This window comes from Enterococcus termitis (genome assembly GCF_001730305.1).
Taxonomy (GTDB): Bacteria; Bacillota; Bacilli; order Lactobacillales; family Enterococcaceae; genus Enterococcus_L; species Enterococcus_L termitis.
On record NZ_MIJY01000038.1, the window covers coordinates 1 to 1,612 of the forward strand.

Here is a 1,612-nt window from a genome sequence, read left to right on the forward strand (position 1 = left end):
AAAACATACTAAGATTAGAGGGTAAAGTCATCGACGGATGACTTTACCTTCTATTTTCCTTTTTTAGGACTATAGTAAAGGGTGAAAGGAAGATCGACCATAGCCTCATGGACTTCGAGTCCCTAATAAAAAAGGGTCTCCTTCACTGTCATTTTAAAATCTGGTTTAAGTATGTTGGGGCTTCGAGCTCGTGTTAAGGAAATTAGCATGAAATGAAAGAGTGAAGAACCTTTCGAAAAAAAGAAAGAAGATGAACATATGACGTATGTACTTGCATTGGATGTTTCAATGGGGAAAAGTTATCACGTGCTTTACGAAGATGGGCGCTGTCTCTCCGAGGGAGAGATTACCCATACCAAATCTGGTTTTGATTATTTGCTTCAAGAAATTCAACAGTTACCCGAAGCACCAAGTATCGTTTTTGAATCAACTGGTATTTACTCAAGAGTGATTGAAACCTTTTGCCAAAATAATCACTTACTTTATTGTCTATTGAATCCTTTGGAAGCAAAAAAACAGCTGGATAGCGGTCTTCGTGTGCTTAAAACGGATAAACAAGATGCGCATCGTCTTGCACAAACTCACTGGCAATATGAACGAAAAATCAAGCAACATCAATCGACCATTTATGAAGACTCCCATGATTTAGCTCGCTTTTATCAAGAAATAGAAGCTGAAATCAAGAGACTAAGGATGTACTTACACACCGGACTTCAATTGTGCTTTCCAGAATTAGAAAATCTATTTTCAAGTCGCTTATCAAAATTATCACTGAATCTTATTGAGCTATTTCCTCATCCAGAATACTTAACTGGATTTAGTCAAACACAAGTGAAAAATATCTTGAAAAAGAACACAGACAAACGTCTTTCGGATAAAAAAGCTTTAGAAAAAGCGCAACAGCTTCTTTCCTTGGCTTCTAATTCCTATCCAGCGACCACCAAGACGAGTATTCAGGTACAGAAGGTTCAATATTATGCCCAAAAATTAAAAGAGCTTATTCACTCAAAAGAAACTATATCTAAGCAACTTATAGAACAAACCAAACCATTAGCTGAGTTTGATCTTTACCAAAGTGTTCCAGGAATTGGTGAAGTTTCTGCGGCCTTGCTTATTGGTGAAATTGGCGATATTCGACGATTTGAGAACCACAAGAAAGTCAATGCTTTTGTTGGGATAGATACCCGTAGGTATCAATCAGGAAAGTACCTAGCCCAAGACCATATCAATAAACGTGGTAATCCCAAGGCTCGAAAGATCCTTTATTTCACCGTGAAAAATATGATTCGCCAATAAGCTGCCGCGCCTAATCATATCGTGGATTACTATTACAAATTAGAAACGCAACCTATACCCAAGAAGGATAAGGTTGCGACCATAGCCTGTATAAACAAACTACTAAAGTGTCTCTATTCTATGGTTGAGAACAAGACGAAGTACGACTATGCGTACACGGTCTCTAAGGACCAATAAGACCAAGTCTTATATCTTAATTATAGCACCCTGCTGGAAAAAATACATCTTCATCAGGGTTATTTACTGCGGACTTTGTTCCAAAAAAACATTTTAATTTATAAATCACTACAATACCTTCAATTATTTCTCTATTTTC

General features: G+C 37.1%; 1 pseudogene. It reads left to right on the plus strand.

The features are described from left to right. The first annotated feature begins 258 nt into the window (after window positions 1-258). A pseudogene (locus tag BCR25_RS14100) lies at window positions 259-1,473 on the plus strand (IS110 family RNA-guided transposase). The last annotated feature ends 139 nt before the right edge of the window (window positions 1,474-1,612 follow it).